Annotated in this window: 22 protein-coding genes; 12 read left to right on the plus strand and 10 right to left on the minus strand. The window is 60.4% G+C overall.

Annotation, left to right across the window (positions count from 1 at the left end; genetic code table 11):
- Positions 1–49 precede the first annotated feature (49 nt).
- From NYR50_RS15930 to NYR50_RS15945, 4 genes are all read right to left on the minus strand, one after another.
- A complete protein-coding gene (locus NYR50_RS15930; RefSeq protein ID WP_418137572.1) occupies positions 50–1,381 on the minus strand; it encodes an NAD(P)/FAD-dependent oxidoreductase in 1,332 nt (443 codons plus the stop codon).
- Between the two features lies 1 nt (position 1,382).
- Positions 1,383–2,093: an SDR family NAD(P)-dependent oxidoreductase gene (locus NYR50_RS15935; RefSeq protein WP_418138260.1), complete on the minus strand. Its 711-nt coding sequence runs from the start codon at positions 2,091–2,093 to the stop codon at positions 1,383–1,385.
- On the minus strand, positions 2,093–2,578 hold the full coding sequence (locus tag NYR50_RS15940; RefSeq protein WP_418137573.1) for a MarR family winged helix-turn-helix transcriptional regulator: 486 nt from the start codon (positions 2,576–2,578) through the stop codon (positions 2,093–2,095). Before NYR50_RS15940 ends, NYR50_RS15935 begins: the two co-directional genes overlap by 1 nt.
- A 297-nt stretch (positions 2,579–2,875) precedes the next feature.
- Positions 2,876–4,522 (minus strand): ABC transporter ATP-binding protein, encoded by a 1,647-nt coding sequence (locus NYR50_RS15945; RefSeq protein WP_418137574.1) that lies wholly within the window; start codon positions 4,520–4,522, stop codon positions 2,876–2,878.
- Positions 4,523–4,773: 251 nt separating this feature from the next.
- On the opposite strand from NYR50_RS15945, the gene ggt reads away from it, so the two are divergent.
- Complete coding sequence (ggt, locus tag NYR50_RS15950) at positions 4,774–6,531, plus strand: gamma-glutamyltransferase (protein ID WP_418137575.1); 1,758 nt, start codon at positions 4,774–4,776, stop codon at positions 6,529–6,531.
- A 133-nt stretch (positions 6,532–6,664) separates the two neighbouring features.
- On the opposite strand, the gene NYR50_RS15955 is transcribed toward ggt, so the two are convergent.
- The 4 genes from NYR50_RS15955 to NYR50_RS15970 all read right to left on the minus strand — a co-directional run bounded on the left by NYR50_RS15955 (position 6,665) and on the right by NYR50_RS15970 (position 10,224).
- Positions 6,665–7,462 (minus strand): TIM barrel protein, encoded by a 798-nt coding sequence (locus NYR50_RS15955; protein ID WP_418137576.1) that lies wholly within the window; start codon positions 7,460–7,462, stop codon positions 6,665–6,667.
- 146 nt (positions 7,463–7,608) lie between these two features.
- On the minus strand, positions 7,609–8,814 hold the full coding sequence (pcaF, locus tag NYR50_RS15960; protein WP_418137577.1) for a 3-oxoadipyl-CoA thiolase: 1,206 nt from the start codon (positions 8,812–8,814) through the stop codon (positions 7,609–7,611).
- Positions 8,815–8,824: 10 nt separating this feature from the next.
- Complete coding sequence (locus NYR50_RS15965; protein ID WP_418137578.1) at positions 8,825–9,520, minus strand: CoA transferase subunit B; 696 nt, start codon at positions 9,518–9,520, stop codon at positions 8,825–8,827.
- The gene (locus NYR50_RS15970) at positions 9,517–10,224 is read right to left on the minus strand and encodes a 3-oxoacid CoA-transferase subunit A (protein ID WP_418137579.1); all 708 of its coding nucleotides are present in this window, start codon (positions 10,222–10,224) and stop codon (positions 9,517–9,519) included. The genes NYR50_RS15965 and NYR50_RS15970 overlap by 4 nt, the downstream gene beginning before the upstream one ends.
- Before the next feature lie 138 nt (positions 10,225–10,362).
- Here NYR50_RS15970 and NYR50_RS15975 point away from each other — a divergent pair, with 138 nt between their 5' ends.
- Entirely contained in the window at positions 10,363–11,124 is a 762-nt protein-coding gene (locus NYR50_RS15975) for an IclR family transcriptional regulator (RefSeq protein WP_418137580.1), read from the plus strand.
- Here the strand turns inward: NYR50_RS15975 and NYR50_RS15980 are convergent.
- Positions 11,094–12,017: a helix-turn-helix domain-containing protein gene (locus NYR50_RS15980; protein ID WP_418137581.1), complete on the minus strand. Its 924-nt coding sequence runs from the start codon at positions 12,015–12,017 to the stop codon at positions 11,094–11,096. The genes NYR50_RS15975 and NYR50_RS15980 overlap by 31 nt on opposite strands.
- 117 nt (positions 12,018–12,134) lie before the next feature.
- Here NYR50_RS15980 and pobA point away from each other — a divergent pair, with 117 nt between their 5' ends.
- Positions 12,135–13,307: a 4-hydroxybenzoate 3-monooxygenase gene (pobA, locus tag NYR50_RS15985; protein ID WP_418137582.1), complete on the plus strand. Its 1,173-nt coding sequence runs from the start codon at positions 12,135–12,137 to the stop codon at positions 13,305–13,307.
- On the opposite strand, the gene pcaQ is transcribed toward pobA, so the two are convergent.
- Entirely contained in the window at positions 13,301–14,245 is a 945-nt protein-coding gene (gene pcaQ, locus NYR50_RS15990) for a pca operon transcription factor PcaQ (protein ID WP_092773138.1), read from the minus strand. The genes pobA and pcaQ overlap by 7 nt on opposite strands.
- 95 nt (positions 14,246–14,340) lie before the next feature.
- On the opposite strand from pcaQ, the gene pcaD reads away from it, so the two are divergent.
- The 9 genes from pcaD (at position 14,341) to NYR50_RS16035 (ending at position 21,464) form a co-directional block, all read left to right on the plus strand.
- Positions 14,341–15,138 carry a 3-oxoadipate enol-lactonase gene (gene pcaD / locus NYR50_RS15995; RefSeq protein WP_418137583.1) on the plus strand — a complete coding sequence of 266 codons (798 nt, stop codon included), beginning with the start codon at positions 14,341–14,343 and terminating at the stop codon, positions 15,136–15,138.
- 3 nt (positions 15,139–15,141) lie between these two features.
- On the plus strand, positions 15,142–15,576 hold the full coding sequence (pcaC, locus tag NYR50_RS16000) for a 4-carboxymuconolactone decarboxylase (protein ID WP_174011945.1): 435 nt from the start codon (positions 15,142–15,144) through the stop codon (positions 15,574–15,576).
- Positions 15,573–16,313: a protocatechuate 3,4-dioxygenase subunit beta gene (gene pcaH, locus NYR50_RS16005; protein WP_418137584.1), complete on the plus strand. Its 741-nt coding sequence runs from the start codon at positions 15,573–15,575 to the stop codon at positions 16,311–16,313. The genes pcaC and pcaH overlap by 4 nt, the downstream gene beginning before the upstream one ends.
- Before the next feature lie 2 nt (positions 16,314–16,315).
- Positions 16,316–16,936 carry a protocatechuate 3,4-dioxygenase subunit alpha gene (pcaG, locus tag NYR50_RS16010; protein ID WP_418137585.1) on the plus strand — a complete coding sequence of 207 codons (621 nt, stop codon included), beginning with the start codon at positions 16,316–16,318 and terminating at the stop codon, positions 16,934–16,936.
- A 12-nt stretch (positions 16,937–16,948) separates the two neighbouring features.
- Positions 16,949–18,010: a 3-carboxy-cis,cis-muconate cycloisomerase gene (locus NYR50_RS16015; protein ID WP_418137586.1), complete on the plus strand. Its 1,062-nt coding sequence runs from the start codon at positions 16,949–16,951 to the stop codon at positions 18,008–18,010.
- A 368-nt stretch (positions 18,011–18,378) separates the two neighbouring features.
- Entirely contained in the window at positions 18,379–19,047 is a 669-nt protein-coding gene (locus NYR50_RS16020; protein ID WP_006316551.1) for an amino acid ABC transporter permease, read from the plus strand.
- A gap of 10 nt (positions 19,048–19,057) precedes the next feature.
- Complete coding sequence (locus tag NYR50_RS16025; RefSeq protein ID WP_418137587.1) at positions 19,058–19,708, plus strand: amino acid ABC transporter permease; 651 nt, start codon at positions 19,058–19,060, stop codon at positions 19,706–19,708.
- 43 nt (positions 19,709–19,751) lie between these two features.
- Positions 19,752–20,591 carry a transporter substrate-binding domain-containing protein gene (locus tag NYR50_RS16030; protein WP_418137588.1) on the plus strand — a complete coding sequence of 280 codons (840 nt, stop codon included), beginning with the start codon at positions 19,752–19,754 and terminating at the stop codon, positions 20,589–20,591.
- A gap of 36 nt (positions 20,592–20,627) precedes the next feature.
- Positions 20,628–21,464 (plus strand): transporter substrate-binding domain-containing protein, encoded by an 837-nt coding sequence (locus tag NYR50_RS16035; protein WP_418137589.1) that lies wholly within the window; start codon positions 20,628–20,630, stop codon positions 21,462–21,464.
- The last annotated feature ends 5 nt before the right edge of the window (positions 21,465–21,469 follow it).

Here is a 21,469-nt window from a genome sequence, read left to right on the forward strand (position 1 = left end):
CCTCATGCGTCAAAAGGATCGGCGGCACGAGGCCGCCGGGGTTCTCATTTCAAAAGCCGCTGACCAGCTCGATCTTCGAACCGTCGCTGAAGCGGCTGAAACGGAAATCGTGACGATCGACAATCGGATCACGGCCGGTGACGATATCAGCCATGAGTTTTCCCGCCGCCGGGCCGATGCCAAAGCCATGGCCGGAAAAGCCCGTTGCGACATGGAAACCCGGAATGGCGTCGATATTGTCGATGACCGGAATGGCGTCGGGCGTCACATCGATCATGCCTGCCCAGCGCTGGGAAATTTCGGCCTTTTCGAAGACCGGGAAGGCCTTCTTCAGTTTGGCAAGGGCGCCGTCGGTCATGTCCATGGCCGGAACCGGGTCGAGCACGCGGTTATATTCGAAGGGCGAGGCCTCATCGAGCGCCCAGCGGCGCGGGATGCGCCATTCATCGTAAAAGCGGCCGGTGAGGCGCAGGTCAAGCGAGCGCCATTCATGGCGCAGAGCCGGCAGAAACTTCAGCGCATAACGGAAAGATGCCGGCACGATATCGACGATGTTCTGGAAGCCATTGGCGATCGTATATCCGCCGTCCAGACGTTTGCGGACTGCAAAACCGTTTGACCAGATCGCCTCTTCCGGACCACCCTCCAGCGGTTTGGTGCGCAGCACGGAATTCATGACCTTGAGCTGCGGCAGGTCTAGACCATTATTGCCGAGGAACAGGCTGGACCAGGCCCCACCCGCCATCACTGCCGCCTTACAGGCGATTTCGCCGCGCTCCGTCACGACACCAGACACCTTGCCGCCGGAAAGCTGTAGGCCACGCACGGCACATTCGGTCAGGATGAAGGCACCTCGGTCGCGGGCAGCCTCCGCAATGGCCGGGGCAGCGCGCTGCGGCTCGGCCCGGCAATCGCCGGCGGTATAGAGCGCACCGGCGACATCCATGTTTGAGTCAGGATATTTCGCCTTGAATTCCTTCGCACTGAGCATACGGCTTTCAATCTGGTAACCTTCCAGATTGCGGTTCCAGCGTTCGTGCTCGGAAAATTCCTTTTCGTTGGCACAGGTGAAGACGATGCCGGAACGCTTGAACCCGGTTTCTCGCCCCGTGCGGCGATTGAGATCCGCCCAGATGCGCAGCGATTCCGCCATCAAGGGCACTTCGCGGGGGTCTCGGCGGGAAATACGCACCCAGCCCCAGTTACGGCTGGACTGTTCGTGCCCAATCCCACCCTTTTCGCACAGCGCGACACGCAGTCCCTGATCGACAAGTTCGAGCGCGGTGGAGGTGCCGATAATGCCGCCGCCAATCACGACGACATCAACTTCTTTCGGCAATTCCGCATCGCCATGGACGGGAACGACATAAGGACCGGGCATGTCAGAAAAACTCCTCGAGCTGGCAATTAACGGCGAATTCGGCGACGGAAGCCTCGTTCGGCAGGGAGAGCAGCATGGCAATGATGCGGGCAAGATCGGCGGGCTGGGTCATTTGATCTGCCGGCCGTTCGGACAGGGCTGTCGCCATATCGGTGGCGACGAAACCGGGGCATACGGCGGTGGCGCGCACGCCGCTTTCGAAACCCGCCTGCCGGACAGCATGCGCAAGTGCGACCGCCGCGAATTTGGAAAGCGAATAGCTGCCGGCCGATGCGGACTTTACCCGCTTGCCGGAGAGGGACGCGAGGATGATGACCCGGCCACGGCCACTTTCGCTCAAGGCTTGCCAGGCAGCCTTTACCAGTCGTCGCGGCGCCTTGACGTTGACCGCAAGCATGGCGTCGATGTCGTCGTCATCCGCTTCGATGACTGTCTTCGGTATCATGATGCCGGCATTGGCGACGACCGCATCGATACGCCCGAAATGCTGCAAGGCGTTATCAGCCCAGCGCTTCTCGGAAGTCACGTCAAAGGCGTCATAATGCACAAGATGGACCTGTGCCTCATGACCGACGGCCCATTGCGGCAGCGACGGGCTGCGCATGCCCAACGATACCGACCAGCCTTCGCTGAGAAGAGTAGCGGCAACGTGATCGCCGATACCCCTGTTCGCGCCTGATATGAGAGCCACGCGTCCAGTCGTTTGCGCCATCATGCAAGCCCCACAATATGCCGGTAGGCGCGACGCAGAATATCGATGACCTGTTTTTGCTCGTCCTCCGGAATGAAACTGAAGAAATCGCGCGATTGCTGCGGAACGATCTCGCGGACTTTTGTTGCCAGTGCCGAGCCGGCTTCGGTGATGTAAAGCTCCTGGGCTCGGCTGTCCTCCGGCGACACTTCCCGGCGGATCAGATCGTGCGACACCATCTGGTCGATGATCCTGCCCATTGCCGAACGGTCCCGCATCGTCAGATGGGCGATAACCGAAGGACGGATACCCGGGTAGTCGTCAACGAGCAGCAGGGTCGTGATCTTTCCGGTTCCCTTCGCCACATCCAGTCCGCCCAGCCGGGCATCGAGATCACGCGATACGGCAAGGTTGATCGTGCGGATGTAAAAGCTCAGCGTGTCTTCAAGAACATCAAGATTGATGTCTTTTGGCGATGTCGGCGGATTTTCAGTTTGTTTGGACATGGAGTTTCCGTTCGCATGGTCAAGGATCAGCATGGGCGCACACGCGTTCCCGGCGTGCCGCAATGCAGGTTTTCGGCCATGTCGTATGTCAGTTTCGTGACTGAATGAAAGAATAATTAGTGGACAAACGCAACTAGTTTTTGCCTCAAGAATCAGCTTTTTTTGATTTATATCAGTTACTTAAAGGGAAAGACGTTACGCCGCCGGATATCCAGGATGATCCGGCGGTACAATCGGTCTTTCATGTCGCGCAATGCGAAAGTCTGACAAACCGGTACGGCTCGTCAGACTGTGATCTTAAGTGCCGACGGCGGTTGCCGCAGGCTCCCAGTCCGCGCCCGGGATCGCCGCAACGAGTTTCTGGGTATAAGGGTGGGCCGGCGAGCGGAAGATTTGCGTCGGTGGGCCCTGTTCGACCACCGTTCCCTTGTGCATGACCAGAACATCGTCGCAAATCTGGCTGGCAACGCGCAGGTCATGGGTAATGAAGATCATCGCCACCTTCATTTCCCGTTGAACGCGCGCCAGAAGCTCCAGCACCTGCGCCTGTATGGAAACGTCGAGGGCAGACACGGCTTCATCGGCCACGAGCACGACCGGATCGAACATCAGCGCACGCGCAATGCCGACGCGCTGGCGTTGGCCGCCGGAAAATTCATGCGGATAACGGTCATAGGCCTGCTCATCCAGCCCTACCAGCTTCAGAATTCCAAGCGCCTTGGTTCTCGCCTCATGCACAGCCATTCCATGGGCGACAGGGCCAACCGTCAAAATCCTGCCAATCGTGTGGCGCGGATTAAGCGAGGCAAAGGGATCCTGAAAGATCATCTGGATATAGGGCCGTAGAGATCGAAACGCCGTTTCGTCAATCGCAGCGATATCACGTCCGTCGAAGCGTATCGAACCGCCATCCGCGTCCAGCAATTTGAGCAGGACACGTCCGAGCGACGACTTGCCCGACCCGCTTTCGCCAACGATGCCGAGCGTCTGGCCCTTGCGGAGCTGGAAGCTGACACCGTTGACCGCCTTGACGACGCGGGCCTTGCGGAAAAACGAGCCGGAACTGCGATATTCCTTCTCGAGATTTTCAACCTCGAGAACGATGGGCGCTTCCTCACCGACCGGACGTTCTGCACTGCGCATCCGCGGAACCGCAGCAACCAGTCGCTGGGTGTATGGATGAGAGGGATTCACGAGAACCTTATCCACCCTTCCCTGCTCCACGAGATATCCCTTTTCCATCACCACGACGCGATCCGCAATCTCGGCAACCACACCAAAATCATGGGTGATGAACATGACGCTCATGTTCTTCCGCTTCTGTATCTTGCGGATGAGATCAAGGATCTGCGCCTGCGTGGTCACGTCGAGGGCCGTCGTCGGCTCATCGGCAATGAGAACATCCGGATCGAGCGCCAGCGCCATGGCGATCATGACGCGCTGACGCTGCCCGCCGGACAGGCGGAACGGATATTGCAGCCGCATCAGCGGCGGGTCGGGAAGACCCACCTCTTCAAGCAGTTCCAGCACCTTGGTCTTGCGGGTTTCCGGCGTGCCATAGCCATGCGCCTGCAGTACCTCGGCGATCTGGTCGCCGATTGTCATCAACGGATTGACGGCTGAAAGCGGGTCCTGGAAAATGATCGAGACCGCCTGACCCCGTAGAGGGCGAATTTTATCTTCCCTGGCAGCGAGGATGTCCATTCCCTTGAAATGGATTTCGCCGGAACTGACGGTGATGACGGGAGACAGAAGCCCCATAATCGTGCTGGCGGTGATGGATTTGCCGGACCCGGATTCACCGATGATGCACAGGATTTCACCTGCGTGGAGGTCGAACGAGATATCTTTGACCGCGTGGGTGCGCTCCATTCCCGGTGGAAGATCCACCGTAAGATTGCGAACGGACAGCACCACGTCGGCCGACGTGGTTGGATGCGACATAAGTTCCCCTTGTTTTTTTGTAACTTTGTTCGCTTTCGCCGACGTGTGAGGCGCCGGAGACAATATAGTGGACTATGTCCACTATATTGTCCAGTGAATGTCGAAAGCCTCGCTCAGGCGAATGATTACGCACCCGAAAATATGCCCGACATATCTTGCCTTGATCGATCGAGGTTCCACATGCAAGCTGGATGAACAGTTGGATGCCCTGCTCACATCAGCTCTTTGTGCCTCTCAGGGAGATAAGGCTAATGAAAATGAGATTTCTCAGTGAGGCTTTTCTCGCCTTGATGCTTTCCACCACGATTGCCTCAGCCCAGCAGGCGTCTGACACGGTGGCACCCGAAAAAGCGACAGCTGTTACGACTGCCAGACGTGTCGAGTCCCGGAGCTTCATGGTCGCAGCAGCCAATCCGCTAGCGGCCGAGGCGGGGCGCGACGTGATTGCCGCGGGCGGTAACGCCATCGATGCGATGGTGGCTGTGCAGACGGTGCTCGGCCTCGTTGAACCGCAGAGTTCCGGTCTGGGCGGCGGTGCCTTCCTCGTCTACTACAACGCAAAAAGCGGCAAGCTGACGACGTTGGACGGCCGGGAGACGGCGCCGATGGACGCCACGCCAAAGCTCTTCCTGGATGACAAAGGTCAGCCGCTTAAATTCATGGACGCCGTGGTCGGCGGCCGTTCCGTTGGCACGCCGGGAACGGTGCGACTTCTGGAGGAGGCTCACAAGCGTTATGGAAAGGCGGATTGGGCAAGCCTGCTGAAGCCGGCGGAAACGCTGGCGACCGAGGGTTTCAAAGTGTCGCCGCGCCTTGCCTCCCTCATCGCGTCCGAGGGCGACCGGTTGAAGAAATATCCAGAGGCCCGGTCCTATTTCTTTGACACCTCCGGGGCCGCCCTGCAGACCGGTGCCCTGTTAAAGAACCCGGCCTATGCCGAGACGCTTGCAACGCTTGCCAAAAGCGGCGCAGACGCCTTTTACAAGGGGAGAATTGCCGAGGCGGTCGTCAAGACCGTGCGCGAGGCGACCGACAATCCCGGCGTGCTGTCGCTCTCCGATCTTTCCAACTATCGCGTCATCGAGCGCGAGCCCGTCTGCTTCACCTATCGTGCTCTTGACGTTTGCGGCATGGGGCCGCCATCGTCGGGCGGCATCGCCATCGGCCAGATGCTCGGCATGGCGGAGAATTTTGATCTCAAGTCCCTGGGGCCGAAAAACGTCGAAAGCTGGCGCCTTATCGGCGATGCGCAGCGCCTCGCCTTCGCCGACCGCGAGCGTTATGTCGCTGATACCGATTTTGTGCCGCTACCGATCAAGGGCCTGCTGGACAAGACCTATCTCGGCGAGAGGGCAAAGCTGCTCGATGGCGAAAGGGCGCTGGCGAAAGATGCCGTCAAGGCCGGCGAGCCGGAATGGGACCACGCGCTGCTTTTCGGCCGGGATGCCGCGCTTGAATTGCCCTCTACCAGCCATTTTGTCATCGTCGACAAGGAGGGCAACGTGGTCTCGATGACGACCACGATCGAAAGCGGCTTCGGCTCGCGTCTGATGACGAACGGCTTCCTGCTCAATAACGAGTTGACGGACTTTTCCTTCAAGACCCACGACGGCGGCCTGCCGATCGCCAACCGTGTCGAGCCTGGCAAACGGCCGCGCTCCTCCATGGCGCCGACTATCGTGATGAAGGATGGCAAGCCGCTACTCGCCATTGGCTCGCCCGGCGGCAGCCAGATCATCGGCTACGTGGCGCAGGCGCTGATCGCCTATATTGACTGGGGCATGCCGGTTGAGGCGATCGTCGCCCAGCCGCACCTCATCAACCGCTTCGGCACCTACGACATCGAGGCCGGCACCAGCGCGGAAGATCTGGTCGAGCCGCTCAAGGCACTGGGTTACGAGGTAAAGCCGGGTGAGATGAACTCCGGTTTACAGGCTATCGAGATGACTGCGCAAGGCTTGGCCGGCAGCGCCGATCCAAGGCGTGAGGGAATTGCTATAGGGGACTGAGCGCTATGCCGACAGAAGCCGGAAACCAAGTGGTTGGACAAGCAGTCGTCTCCACTCGACATGAAGGTTGAAATTTAGGCCGCGAAGGCACCGATGAGACCGCTTTTCTCCCATACACACTACCCGGTTCGGCTCAAACCCGCGCATAATGCGTCCGGGAAATGTGATCCTTACTGTCCTTAACGGCAGCGGCGGGATCTTTAAGCTCGTGCACTTCCGTCGCAAAGGGCTCAAAACTGTAAGGCCCCTTGTAACCGGCCGCCTCCAGCGCCCTGATCTGGGCGATATTTTCCAACCGGTCGTTGCCATCCACCAGAACGCGGTGGGCGTCCAGCATGTCGGCGACGGAGACGGCGGGGTCGGTTACGCCGGAAATGTGAACAAGGCCCGTGCGTTCCGGGAAGAACACCGTCTCGCCCGCAAGGTAGTGGTGGAAGGTGTCGTGCACCAGTTTGTAAACGTCGCCGCCACCCGCTGCGTCAATCGCCTTAATAGCTTCAGCCTTGGTGCGCAGCGAGGAGACCGGGAAGCCGAGCGGTTCGACAAGGCCTGTCAGGCCGCGTTCTTCGAGGATCGGCTTCATGGCCTTCAGCGCCGTGACCAGATCGTCGAAAGACACCGCCGTGCCGTCGTTGAGCGGACACATGACCAGCGCTTTCGCGCCGCTCGCCGCGGCATAATCGGCCATGGCAACGGCCCGTGCAGGCAGGTCGCCCGACCAGACGTTGAAGGGATAAAGCGCGTTGATCGAGATGATCGTCACGCCGGCCTTTTCGGCCGCCGCCTTTACCGCGACGGGATCCGTCGTGCCGACGATGTCAGGCAGGTCGTTGCGGATTTCGACTTCGGTGAGACCGAGTTCACGGGCGGTTGCGAAGAACTGCTCGAGGGAAAGCTTCGGGGCGGTAATGTGGTTGATGGCAAAACGCATGGAAACCTCTTGGCACAGGATTTCGCAACCCTATGGCCGATCCCGCTGCCAGTCCAGCACCAGCTTGTCCGCGCACATATGTTCTATGCCCGCGCCAGAACGCGAGCACAGAGAGGATCAAAACGGACCTCAGCTGAAGCGAGATATCACACCCGTTCCAGCGCCACGGCGATGCCCTGCCCGACGCCGATGCACATGGTGGCGAGCGCAAGCCGTTTGCCGCTCAGCGAAAGCTCCAGCGCCGCTGTGCCGGCAATGCGCGCACCCGACATGCCGAGCGGATGGCCGAGCGCGATCGCGCCGCCATTGGCATTCACCCGCGCGTCGTCATCGGCAATGCCAAGCTGGCGCAGTGTGGCAAGGCCCTGGCTGGCGAAGGCCTCGTTCAGCTCGATCACATCGAGCTGTTCCTGCTTCAAGCCGAGCCGTGCCAAAAGCTTGGCCGAGGCCGGCGCCGGGCCGATGCCCATGACGCGCGGCGGCACGCCGGCGGCGGCACCGCCGAGGATGCGGGCGATGGGGGTGAGACCATATTTCTTTGCCGCTTCCGCTGAAGCGATGATGAGGGCGGCCGCGCCATCATTGACGCCCGACGCATTGCCTGCCGTCACCGTCGCGCCATCGCGCTTGTTGACCGGCTTCAGCTTCGCCAGCGCTTCGAGACTGGTCGCCCGCGGATGTTCGTCCTTGGCGACAACAAGCGGATCGCCCTTGCGCTGCGGGATCGTCACCGAAACGATTTCCCTGTCGAGACGGCCATTGGCCTGAGCATCAGCCGCCTTCTGCTGGCTGCGAACGGCGAAAGCATCCTGATCGTCCCGCGAGACCTGATAATCAATTGCGACGTTATCGCCGGTTTCCGGCATGGAATCGACGCCATATTGCGCCTTCATCAGCGGGTTGACGAAACGCCAGCCGATGGTGGTATCGTAGATTTCGGCATTGCGCGAAAAGGCGCTTTCGGCCTTCGGCAGAACGAAGGGCGCACGGCTCATGCTTTCCACGCCGCCGGCGATCATCAGTTCCGACTCGCCCGATTTGACGGCGCGGGCGGCGGCAATGACGGCATCCATGCCCGAACCGCACAGCCGGTTGATCGTCGTTCCGGTCACGGAAACCGGCAGGCCGGCGAGCAGCAAGGACATGCGTGCGACGTTGCGGTTGTCCTCGCCCGCCTGGTTGGCGCAGCCGAAGATCACATCCTCGACGGCCTGCCAATCGACGGAAGGATTGCGCTCTATCAGCGCCTTCAGCGGCACCGCGCCGAGATCGTCGGCGCGGACGGCGGAAAGCGCGCCGCCGAAGCGGCCGATCGGCGTGCGGATATAATCGCAGATATAGGCTTCGGTCATCGATGTTTCCTCAAAGTTCCGGTGCGACGAGATCGGCAACAGCGCCATCCACATGCAGCGGCGCGCCGGTCATGGCCTGCAATTCCTCAAATGTCAGCGCCGGCAGTTTTTCGCGCAGCACGAAACGGCCGTCCACCACGTCGATCACCGCATGGCTGGTATAGATGCGGGTGATGCAGCCGACGCCGGTCAGTGGGAACGCGCATTTCTCAACCAGCTTCGGTTCGCCGTTCTTGGTGACATGTTCGGTGATGACGAAGACCTGTTTTGCGCCATGTACCAGATCCATGGCCCCGCCGACGGCCGGCACGCCCTTGGAGCCGACGCGCCAATTGGCGAGATCGCCGTTCTGCGCCACCTGATAGGCGCCGAGGATCGCCACATCCAGATGCCCGCCGCGCACCATGGCGAAGCTGTCGGCATGGTGGAAGAAGGCGGCACCCGGCTTCAGCGTCACCGCCTTTTTGCCGGCATTGATGAGGTTCCAGTCCTCTTCGCCTTCCGGCGGCGCTTCGCCGAAATTCAAAATACCGTTTTCGGTGTGGAAGATCGCCTGACGGCCGGGCGGCTGGTAACGCGCCACCATTTCCGGAAAGCCGATGCCGAGGTTGACGTAAGCGCCGTCCTCAATGTCCTGCGCCGCGCGCCAGGCGATCTGGGCGTTGGAGAGCTTGATATCGTCGCGGGTGTAGATGGTCTGGGTCATGCGTAGGCTACTCCGGCGCGAATGAGGACTTCTTCCTGTTGCGGATCGGGTATTTCCACGACGCCGTCGACGAAAATACCGGGCGTTACGACGTGCTCCGGGTCGATCTCGCCGGCAGCGACGATTTTCGAAACCTGCGCGATGGTGGTCTTTGCAGCCATGCACATCAGCGGGTTAAAATTGCGCCCTGCCTTGTTGTAGGTCAGGTTGCCATAGGTGTCGCCAAGCTCGGCCTTGACGATGGCGAAATCCGCCTTCAGCCAGCGTTCCTGCACATAGGAGCGGCCATCGAATTCCGCGATCACCTTGCCATTGGCAAGCTCGGTGCCGAAACCGGTTGGGGTGTAGAAGGCGGGAATGCCGGCACCCCCGGCACGGATACGCTCGGCGAGTGTGCCCTGCGGCACAAGCTCCAGCTCGATTTCGCCGGCCAGATACCTGTCAGTGAAGGCGCGCGGATCGGAAGAGCGCGGGAACGAGCAGATCATCTTCCTGACCATGCCGGCATCAATCATGGCGGCGATGCCGATGCGGCCATTGCCGGCATTGTTGTTGATAACAGTCAGGTTCTTCGGCCCCTTGTCGATCAATGCGTGGATCAGCTCGATCGGCGCGCCGGAGCCGCCGAAACCGCCGATCATGACCGTCGCACCATCGCCGACGCCGGCAAGCGCCTCTTTGGCGCTCTTGATTGTCTTGTCCATTCTCAAAACCTCCATCCAGCCGAGCGGATGGACCTGCAAGGCTGCGTGGCGATGAGGTAAAGCCGAAATTGCCTCGACGGCAAGGATTTTGTGCGTTATATGATTTTTGTTCGTATATCGCACAAACGGAGCTAGGACATGGCCGTCAGCGAAAGAGACATGATGGGCGGTCTCGCCAAGGGATTGCGGGTCATCGAGGCTTTCAGCGCCGAGCGGCCACGCCTGTCGATCTCCGACGCCGCCGAGATCGCCGGGCTGGACCGCGCCACAACGCGGCGCTGTCTGCTGACGCTTTCGGAGCTTGGCTATGCGGCCTATGACGGCAAGTTCTTCACTGTGACGCCGAAGGTCCTGCGACTCGGCACCGGCTGTTTGGCCACCATGCCGCTTCCGAAGATCGTCCAGCCGCTCATCGACCGTCTCTCGGAGGAGATCGGCCAGAGCACCTCGGTTTCCATCCTGGACGAGACCGAAATTGTTTATGTCGCCCGCGCCGCCCAGCAGCGAGTGATGTCGATTGCGCTGATGCCGGGGTCACGCCTGCCCGCCTATTGCACCTCGATGGGCCGCGTTCTTCTTTCCGCACAACCGCCTGAGCGGCGGCGCGACATTCTCGAAGCCTCCCGGCGGGTTGCCCGCACGGAAAAGACTACCACCAACATGGACGCCCTGCTCGCCGAAATCGAGGTGACCGCCCATCGCGGATATGCGCTGATCGATCAGGAAGTGGAGATCGGGCTTCGCTCCATCGCCGTGCCGCTGAAAAGCCTGCGCGGCCAGACGGTGGCCGCGCTCAATGTCGGGCTTGCCGCCTCGGTCGCCTCGATGGAGGAACTGGTGGAGCGATATTTGCTGGCACTTCTTGCCGTTCAGCGGGAACTGGCGAGAATGCTGGTCTGAGGCGGTGTCAGCCGCGCGCCGGTATCGCCCATTTTGCGCTGTTCGGCGAGACGCCAGGCGCGCGGCGTCATGCCGGTCTCCCGCCTGAAGAAGCGGTTGAAATAAGCAGGATCGGCAAAACCCAGCCCTTCGGCAATCATCTGCACACTGGAGACCGTGAAGATCAGCTCCTGCTGGGCGATCTCGATCTGACGCTTGGCGGTAAGCCGCTGCAGGCTGAGGCCGGAGACCGAGCGGACGAGCCGGTTAAGATGCGTTTCGGAAATGCCGAGCTTCCCAGCATAAAACCCGGCTTTTTGCGGCTCGCGGATATGGCGGGCAATCAGCGACAGCAACCGTTCGAAACGCTGCTCGGCAAGGCCTTCGCCGCTCGTTTCCAGAAGCGGCCGCGCCGCCCGTGCCAGAAGCGTGACGACGGTGGCGAGCTGGCCTTCGATCATCGCGTCGCGACCGATCTCGCGGGCCTCGTATTCCGCGGATATCCGTTCGAAACCGCTACGCAGGCAGTCTTTCTCGGAAAAATCCCGTAAACGTAGAAGCACCGGCTGCTGGAAATTCCGCAGCAACAACGCCTGCACCGATGCCGGCAGCGCGCCCGGCAGCATCGTGACGATCACTCCACCGATATCGCGTGAAAAGCGGAAGCCGTGTTCGAAACCCGGCGGCACGATGATGGCGGCCGGCGGGCGGATCGGCTCGATGCGGCCATCCAGCAACGCATCGCCCTCGCCACCGAAAATGTACAAGATTTGCAGAAAGGCGGAATGACGGTGCAGGCCGATTTCAAAGCGGTGCAGGCTGCTCCGCGAAAAAAGCGTCTCGCAATGGAAGCGAAATTCTGTGCCCTGCGTGGCTTCCTCGCCGTAAAGCCCTTCATCGGCAGTCACCCGCATCTCACCCCACTCCTCCGTTCTATGGTCGGATTGTGCAATTTACAGACAGGAAAGTCCATTGAGCTTGTGGCCTGCCTTGGTCAATTTCTTGACCGGAGACAAGTTCGGGAGGACATCATGCGTACACAGGTCGTCATCATCGGCTCCGGCCCGTCAGGGCTGCTGCTTGGCCAGCTTCTGGCGAGAGCGGGTGTCGAGACCGTCATTCTCGACCGGGTCAGCAAGGATTATATCCTCGGTCGCGTTCGCGCCGGCGTGCTGGAAGAAGGCACCGTGCAGCTCATGGAAAAGGTCGGCGCGGATAAGCGTCTGCACCGGGAGGGCCTGCCGCATGACGGTTTTTCGCTGACCTTCGATGGCCGCGACCACCGTATCGATCTCTTCGATCTGACCGCCGGCAAACGCGTCATGGTCTATGGCCAGACCGAGCTGACGCATGACCTGATGGATGTGCGCGTGGCGGCGGGCCTCGTCACCCTCTACGACGCCGCCAATGTCGAGCCGCATGATTTCGATGGCGCAAGGCCCTATGTCACCTATCAAAAAGACGGCGTCAGCCATAGGATCGATTGCGATTTCATCGCCGGCTGCGACGGTTTCCACGGGGTGAGCCGCAAATCCGTGCCTAAAGGCGCGGTCAAGGAATTCGAGAAGGTCTACCCTTTCGGCTGGCTCGGCATTCTGGCCGATGTGCCGCCGGTCAATCACGAACTGATCTATGCCAACCATCCGCGCGGTTTTGCCCTTTGCTCCATGCGCTCGAACACCCGTAGCCGCTATTACATCCAATGTTCGCTGGATGATCGACCCGAGGACTGGAGCGACGAACGCTTCTTTGATGAAATCCGCCGCCGCCTGCCGGAAAACCATGCGGATGCTATGGTCACCGGTCCATCCTTCGAAAAATCAATCGCGCCGCTGCGATCCTTCGTCAGCGAGCCGATGCGGTTCGGGCGACTGTTTCTGGCGGGCGATTCCGCACACATCGTGCCACCCACAGGTGCCAAGGGCCTCAACCTCGCCGCCAGCGATGTACATTATCTGAGCGAGGCGCTGATCGAGTTTTATAGTGACAGGTCCGAGGCTGGCATTGATGCCTATTCGCAAAAAGCGCTGTCCCGCGTCTGGAAGGCCGTGCGTTTCTCGTGGTGGATGACGACGATGATGCATCGTTTTCCCGATACGGGAGATTTCGGCCAACGCATCCAGGAAGCGGAACTGGATTACCTCGTGCAATCGCGCGCGGCTTCCATGGCGCTTGCGGAGAATTATGTGGGGCTGCCTTACTGAGGCGCAGCCTCCGCCTTCCCATCCAGCAAATCGCCCGCCGCTTCGCGAATAGCCTGCATCAACAGCGACAGCGGCAGCGAGGGCTGCGTATCGGCGCGGACAGTCAGCCCCACCGGGCCGCTGGTATCGCCGGTCTCGACCGGCAGGATCGCCAGAATGCCATCCGCCACATCTGCCGCCACCACGCCCTCCGAAATGATCCAGATTGCATCGCTGGTCCGCAGGAAGGCGCGGCCGAAGGCATCCGAGACGGTTTCGATGCGGATCGGCAGAGCCGGCACGCCGTTGGCGATCAAAAACTGCTCGACGACGGGGCCGATGACGGATTGCCGCGTCGGCATCAGCACCGGATATTCGTGCAGGTGGTCAAACACCGAGAGACCAGGCGATAAAAGCGGATGGCCGGCACGCACCACGAAGCGCACCTTTTCCGAATAGAGGTGCTCGAAGGAAAAACCCGCCATTTTCTGCGGCGCAGCGAGACGTCCGACGACGAGATCGAGATCACCGACACGCAGCTGCTCCAACAGCACGGCGTTTTCGCCCGTCACGATCTTCACCGGACTACCGGTCTTTTCCGCCAGAAATCCGGCCATCGCCTTCGGCATGATGCGGACCGAAACCGTAGGCAGAGCCCCAACCCGCACCGGTGGGCCGGCGCGCGCCGCTTCCTGCGATACCGAATCGACCGCCTGGCGCAGCGCCGTCATCGTCGCGCCGGCATGGCGCAGGAATACCTCGCCGTAGCGGCTGATGCGGATGCCGCGTCCCTCCCGCTCCAGCAGCGACACGCCGAGGACGTCTTCCAGCTCGCGGATGGTCTTCGTCACCGCCGGCTGGCTGACATGCAGGATTTCCGCGGCGCGGATGACGCTTTTTTGCCGCGCCACCTCCACGAAGGTCTGCAGATGCCGGAACTTGATACGTTGATCGACCATCGCTCATATAATCCAGAGGTTATGATTTCCATCGATAATGTCATTTTACTTAACCGGAACCGGCTTACAATAGTCTTAGCAGGGAGGAGCATGCCATGCATTTTCTGCGCTGCGGCGGGACTGTGATCCATTATCGCGTCAAGGGATTGGACAGCGGCAAGCCAGTCATCGCCTTCATCAATTCGCTCGGCACCGATTTCCGCATCTGGGATGCGGTTATCGAGGCGCTCGGCGATGACTATGCCTATGTGCTGCACGACAAGCGCGGCCACGGCCTTTCCGATGTCGGACGTGCTCCCTATTCCATTGACGATCATGCCGGTGACCTGATTGCGCTTCTCGATCATCTCGAGATCAAAAACGCCGTCATCTGGGGCCTCTCGGTCGGTGGTCTCATTGCGCAGGGGCTTTATACGCGACGGCCCGATCTCGTCCGCGGTTTGGTGCTCAGCAATACCGCTCACAAGATCGGCACGACTGAGATGTGGAACGCCCGGATCGACAAGATCGCCGCCGATGGCCTCGCCTCGCTGGTCGATCCCGTCATGGAGCGCTGGTTCACGCCCGCTTTCCGCCAGCTTGAGAATGCCGCCTATGCCGGCGCGCGAAACATGCTCTCGCAACAGCCGGAAGCGGGTTATAGCGGCACCTGCGCCGCCATTCGTGATGCGGATTTTACCGAACAGGCCGGGCGTATCGCCGTGCCGACGCTCTGTATCGCGGGTGATCAGGACGGCTCCACCCCGCCGGAACTGGTGCAATCGCTGGCGGGTCTCATCCCCAAGAGCCGTTTCGTCACCATCGCCGGCTGTGGCCACATTCCCTGCCTTGAACAGCCGCTGGTCTATGCACAGGCGGCCTCCATTTTTCTGAAGACCTTGCCGGAGCATTGACCGATGGCGGACCATATCGACAAGAACGAACGTTTCGAACAGGGCATGAAAACCCGCCGCGCGGTGCTGGGCGACGCCCATGTCAACCGCGCGCAGACCCTGACGTCCGACTTCGACCAGCCTTTCCAGCGGCTCATCACCGAAGGTGCATGGGGCACGGTCTGGTCCGGCAACCACTTCACGAAGCGCGAACGCTCGATTGTCACCATCGCGCTGCTGGCGGCGCTGGGGCAGGATGAGGAACTGGCCATGCATGTGCGCGCCACCGTCAATACCGGCGCCACGGAAGCGGATATTCGCGAGGCGCTGCTGCATGTGGCGATCTATGCCGGCGTGCCCGCCGCCAACCATGCTTTCAAGATCGCCAAGCTTGCCCTGGTCAGCATGAAGACCGATAGTTCCGCTGATAATTCTGGAAATGGGGAGGAGACGAAATGAGCAACCAACCGCCTGAAACCGGGCCGTTCTTCGCGCGCAACCGCGATATTCACCCGCTGGCCTATGCGCCCGGCTACAAGACGTCGATCCTTCGCTCGCCGCAGCGCGCGCTGATTTCGCTTGAGGGCACCAAGAGCGAGATTACCGGCCCCGTTTTCGGCCATGGCATGCTCAACCCGCTGGATAACGACCTCATACTCAACTATGCCCGCCCCGGCGAAATGCCCGTTGGCCCGCGTATTCTGGTTCATGGCCGGGTGCTGGACGAGCGTGGCCGCGGCGTGGATGGCGCATTGGTGGAGTTCTGGCAGGCCAATGCCGGCGGCCGCTACCGCCACAAGAAGGAAAGTTATCTCGCCGCCATCGATCCGAATTTCGGCGGCGTCGGCCGCACCATTACGGATGAAAACGGCTATTACTGGTTCAAGACCATCCAGCCGGGAGCTTACCCCTGGCCAAACGGCGTCAATGACTGGCGCCCGGCCCATATCCATTTCTCGGTCTTCGGCCATGGCTTTGCCCAGCGGCTCATCACCCAGATGTATTTCGAAGGCGATCCGCTGATCTGGAAATGTCCGATCGTCAAAACCATTCCGGACGAGGACGCGATCAAAAGACTGATCGCGCCGCTGGACATGAATGCGGCGCTGCCCATGGATATGCTGGCCTTTAAGTTCGATATCGTTCTGCGCGGCCGGCGCTCGACCCTTTTCGAAAACCGCATGGAGGGCAACTGACCATGGTTCAGCCGCTCAACTATTTCAAAGAGACCGCCTCGCAGACGGCAGGCCCCTATGTGCATATCGGCTGCACACCGAATTTCGTCGGCATCGAAGGCGTGTTCGAAAAGGATCTCGGTTCCGGTCCGCTTTACAATGACAAGGCCCGTGGCGAACGCATCAGCGTGCGCGGCACGGTCTATGACGGTGCGGGCATGGCGCTGAAAGACGCGCTGATCGAGATCTGGCAGGCCGATACCGACGGTTATTACAACAGCCCCAGCGAAACCCGCGGCAAGGCCGATCCGAATTTCATCGGCTGGGGCCGCTCGCCGGGCGACATGGATACCGGCGAATTCATCTTCGAGACTATCAAGCCCGGCTCGGCGCCGTTCCGCGATGGCCGGCCGATGGCGCCGCACATCACCTTCTGGATTGTCGCCCGCGGCATCAATATCGGCCTGCAGACCCGTATGTATTTCCCGGAAGAACAGGAAGCCAATGCGGCAGACCCGGTTCTTGCCCGTGTCGAGCAGAAAAGCCGCATCGCCACGCTTGTCGCCAAAAAGGAGGAAGGCAACGTCTATCGTTTCGATATCCGCCTTCAAGGCGAAGGCGAAACCGTGTTTTTCGATATCTGAGCGAGACGGAAGATGAGCCTTTCCCCCTTCGAGCACCCGTTCCTGTCAGGCCTTTTCGGCGATAGCGAAATCGTCGAGCTGTTCTCGGCAAGGGCGGATATCGACGCCATGATCCGTTTCGAAACGGCGCTGGCGCAGGCGCAGGTGGGAACAGGCATTATCTCCGAGGACGTGGCGAAGGCAATCGTCTCGGGGCTTTCAGACTTTGCCGCCGATATGACCGCCCTTCGCAATGGCGTCGCGAAAGACGGCGTGGTGGTGCCTGAACTCGTGCGGCAGATGCGGGCAGCCGTCGCCGGCAAGGCGGCGGAAAAGGTGCATTTCGGCGCAACCAGCCAGGATGTCATCGATACCAGCCTGATGCTGCGACTAAAAATGGCGACGGAAATCGTCGCCGCCCGGCTCGGCCGGCTCATCGATGCGCTCGGAGACATCGCCGCCCGCGACGGCCATAACGCGCTCACCGGTTATACCCGCATGCAGGCCGCCATCGGCATCACGGTGGCCGACCGCGCGGCGAGCTGGATCGCGCCACTCGAGCGCCACCTGCTCAGGCTCGAAACTTTCGCGCAGAGCGGTTTTGCCCTGCAATTCGGCGGTGCCGCCGGAACGTTGGAAAAGCTCGGCGACAATGCCGGAGCCGTGCGCGCCGATCTCGCCAGGCGGCTCGGCCTTGCCGACAAACAGCAATGGCAAAGCCAGCGCGACGGCATCCCCGAATTCGGCAATATTCTCTCGCTCGTGACAGGGACGCTCGGCAAGTTCGGGCAGGATATCGCGCTGATGGCCGAGCTCGGTACGGAAATCCGTCTCTCCGGCGGCGGCGGTTCATCAGCCATGCCGCACAAGCAGAATCCGGTCAATGCCGAAACGCTAGTAGCGCTTGCCCGCTTTAATGCCGTGCAGATCTCCGCGCTGCACCAGTCGCTCGTGCATGAACAGGAACGGTCCGGCGCGGGCTGGATGCTGGAATGGCTGTCGCTTCCGCAAATGGTGATGGCAATGGGTGCCTCGCTGCTGATCGCCGAACGGCTGGCAGCGCAGATAGACACGCTCGGTACGAACGGCAACTAGCCGCAGGCGGGTTTGTTTTGATCGCATCAAGGGGTTTCCGGCACTGCCAGACGGCGTGCCGGAGGCGGGTTGGCCGCGCGTGTAAAGCGCTTGCGGTTTCGCGCCTTAGCCATTGATAAAAAACACTTTATTCGAAAATTCAAGAAATGAAAAAACAGCGCGAAAGCTGTTTTTTAACCGGACATAATGCTTGACACAAAAATGAACTAACTGGTACAAACATTATGATTAACACCATGCCGGCGAGGAAGGCTTAAAGCCTGCGGCGGCAGGAGCACATAAAATGGAGGGCTTTGGCGCCGGGAGGTTCCAGAGCAATGCGGACAAGGCAAAACGCCTGTCCGGACCCGAACGGGTTGGGAGGAAGAATGTCTTACAGTCTCGATTTTTCGGCGGTCATAGAGCGCCTGCCCGAGCTGCTTTTGGCCTGTCTTGCGACAATCGGTCTGGCGATTGCCGGCATGTCGCTCGCAACAGTCATCGGCGTTCTGGGTGTTGTTGCCCGCCGTTCACGCTTCAAGCTGCTGCGCGGGCTCGTCATCGGTTTTGTGGAAGCCATCCGCAACACGCCGTTTCTGGTGCAGATATTCTTCATCTTCTTCGCCCTGCCGCAGATCGGCATCAAGCTCAACCCGACCGTGACTGCCATCATCGCGCTCGCTCTCAACGGCGGCGCCTATGCGATTGAAATCATTCGCGGCGGCGTCGATTCCATTCCCAAGGGCCAGGTGGAGGCAGGGCTGGCGCTTGGCCTGCACCGCGCGCAGATTTTCCGCCATATCATCCTGAAGCCGGCGCTGCGGGCAGTTTATCCCTCGCTCACCAGCCAGTTCATCATGCTGACGCTGACCACCTCGGTCTGCACCTCGATTGCGGCTTACGAACTGACATCGGTGGCGCAGAAGATCGAGGCGGATACGTTCCGTTCCTTCGAGGTCTATTTCTCGATCACGCTGCTTTATCTGGTCATTTCCTCGCTGATGATGGGCATTTTCGCGCTTATCTCGCGTGCATCCTTCAGCTATCCGGTCAAGTGAGGAAAAGACAATGGCATCAATCGGTCCCAACGAACTCTTCTTCCTGATGCAAGGCCTGAAATGGACCCTTGCGCTGACCTTGATCGGCTTCATCGGCGGCGGTGTCTTCGGCCTTTGCGTGGCGCTGGCCCGCGTCGCGGACAGCCCGGCAATCCAGCGTGCGAGCATGGCTTTCATCGCCGTTTTCCAGGGCACGCCGCTCCTGATGCAGCTTTTCGTGGTTTATTACGGCGTGGCGCTTGCGGGCCTCAACGTCGATGCCTGGATCGCGGTCGCCATTGCCTTTACCTTGCATGCCAGCGCCTTCCTCGGCGAAATCTGGCGCGGCGGCATCCAGGCGGTGCCGAAGGGCCAGACCGAGGCTGCCAATGCACTCGGCCTGCATTACGTGTCACGCATGAAGGACGTGGTTCTGCCGCAGGCCTTCAAGATTTCGCTGCCGGCCACCATCGGTTTCCTCGTGCAGCTCATCAAGGGCACCTCGCTTGCGGCAATCGTCGGCTTCGTCGAGCTGTCGCGCGCCGGCCAGATCGTCTCCAACCAGACGTTCCGTCCTCTCACCGTCTTCGCCATCGTCGGCATCATCTATTTCCTGATCTGCTGGCCGCTTTCCCTGTGGGGCGCCGGCATTGAAAAGCGGCTGCAGGCCGCATCCCGTTAATCGTCAAAAATCATCTCATCAGCTTTGTAAGGAGGAGCAAAAGATGAAAACCACCAACATGAAATTCTCACGCCGCGCCCTGCTCGCGCTCGCCGCAGCAACCGTCGCCCTGCCCCTTGTCGCGCCGGTCGATGCTTCCGCCGCCACGGTGGAAGAGGCCAAGGCCAAGGGTAAGGTCGTCATCGGCATTCAGGGCGATAATTCGCCATGGGGCTTCGTCAATTCCAGCGGCGTGCAGGATGGTCTCGATGCCGATATCGGCAAGGCCTTTGCCGACTATCTCGGCGTGAAGGTGGAATTCGTGCCGCTCGCCGTGGCCAACCGCATCCCGGCACTTTTGACCGGCAAGGTCGATCTCTTGTTCGCGACCATGGGCATGACCGCCGAGCGCGCCAAGACCATTCAATATTCCAAGCCCTATGCCGGCAACGTGCTCTCCGTTTATGGCCCCAAGGACAAGAAGATCGCCGGTTACGACGATCTGACCGGTATTGCCGTCGGCGTTCCGAAGTCGAGCGCTATGGACACCTCGATCACGGCAGGCGCCGGCTCGAAAGCAAACATTCTGCGCTTCGACGATGATGCCGCCAATATTCAGGCACTCATCTCCGGTCAGGTCGAGGTCGTTGGCGGCAACCAGTTTTATGGTGACCGTCTGAACAAGGCAGCTGAAGGCAAATACGAGCCGAAATTCGATCTGACGACGCTTTATAACGGCGCCGGCACCCGCCCGGGTGAAAAGGACTGGAACGAAACCGTCAACGCCTTCCTCGATAAGATCAAGTCGGACGGCCAGTTGGCCAAGATCTACGACAAGTGGATGAAGCGCGAAGTTCCCGCTTTCCCGGAAAGCCTGCCGGACATTCCTTTCACCGTGAAGTGAAGGATTGGACGATGCTGAGATTGGGAGGAGTAACCAATGGCAATCTTTGAGACAAAGACACGTTGGCGGACGGCCCTCGCAGTCGGATTGGCAGCGCTGCTGCCGATCCTGACACCCGCAGGGGCAGATGCCCGGACGCTGGAAGAGGCAAAATCCAGCGGCAAGATCGTGATCGGCATCCAGGGCGACAACGCGCCCTGGGGCTTCATCAATTCATCCGGCGTGCAGGAAGGCTATGATGCCGACCTGGCCAGGGGGTTTGCGGATTATCTCGGCCTGAAGGTCGAGTTCGTGCCGCTTGCCGTCGCCAACCGCATTCCGTCGCTGCGTACCGGCAAGGTCGACGCCCTGTTCGCGTCGATGGGGATGACACCGGAACGTGCCAAGAACGTGCAATATGCACAGCCTTACGCGCATAACGTCATGTCGGTTTATGCCACCAAGGACAAGAAGATCGCCAATTTCGACGATCTGGCCGGAATGACCGTCGGCGCGCCGAAATCCAGCCCGATGGACACAGCCTTGACCGCCGGTGCGGGTACGAAAGCAAATATCCTTCGTTTCGATGACGACGCCGCCACCATTCAGGCGATCCTGTCGGGCCAGATCGAGGCGATCGGCGGCAACCAGTTTTATGGTGACCGCCTCGCTGCGGCCGGCGGCAAGGATTACGAGGTGAAGTTCGACCTCGTGACCCTCTATAACAGCGCCGCCACGCGCCCGGGAGAAAAGGACTGGAACGAAGCGCTGAACGCCTGGCTCGACAAGGCCAAGGCCAATGGCGACCTCGCAAAAGTCTATGCCAAATGGATGAAGCGCCCGGTTCCGGACTTCCCGGCCTCGCTTCCCGACATTCCTTACACCATCAACTAAACGCT

This window comes from Agrobacterium sp. El2ro-1b (assembly GCF_048298475.1).
In the GTDB taxonomy this organism is placed as follows: Bacteria; Pseudomonadota; Alphaproteobacteria; order Rhizobiales; family Rhizobiaceae; genus Agrobacterium; species Agrobacterium fabrum.